This is a genomic window from Pseudaeromonas pectinilytica (assembly GCF_054780855.1).
Genome location: NZ_BAAGVN010000141.1, coordinates 1 through 535 on the forward strand (window position 1 = coordinate 1; position 535 = coordinate 535).

Here is a 535-nt window from a genome sequence, read left to right on the forward strand (position 1 = left end):
CTGTCTCTTGATCACAAGTCGTGCTCAAGAGACAGTGCCAACACATAGCCTTCAAGGATGGATTGCAATACAAACCATCCTTCCCACAGCGCTTCCCATCCCACTCTCCCTGTTCGTTTCGTGTCTTTCCATCCGCCTAGCTTCCCCAGCGATAGGTAAAACCATCGCATACTGGGCGCTTTCACCGGGAGTTTCTTCTTCTCAACTTTACGCCACAGTATTTTCCACTCAAGGGGGGTGAATAGACTCTCACAAGAGACCTGGCTCCCCCGTTCATCCTGCAAACCTGTAAAACGCAATTGTTGTATCCGCACCGCCACAAAGGACAGTATGACCACGGCCTTTTCCAGATTGGCCCGAGTTTGGAGCCGCAATGCTTCCACCCGAGTACCACTGCTTTTCCACGCTTTGTGAAAGTCCTCTATCAACCACCGTTTCTCGTAGTGCATTACTATCTGCTGGGCCTGCTCGGCATTGGTCACCGGCTCTGAGGTCAGCAGGTGCCAGCTCAAACCATCCGGTGAGCCCTGTTCAA

General features: G+C 52.3%; 1 protein-coding gene. It reads right to left on the reverse strand.

Annotation, left to right across the window (positions count from 1 at the left end; translation table 11 throughout):
• Positions 1-11: 11 nt before the first annotated feature.
• Positions 12-535: IS4 family transposase (locus ACYVG7_RS09870; protein ID WP_460882966.1), on the reverse strand; the 524-nt coding region annotated here is incomplete at its 5' end.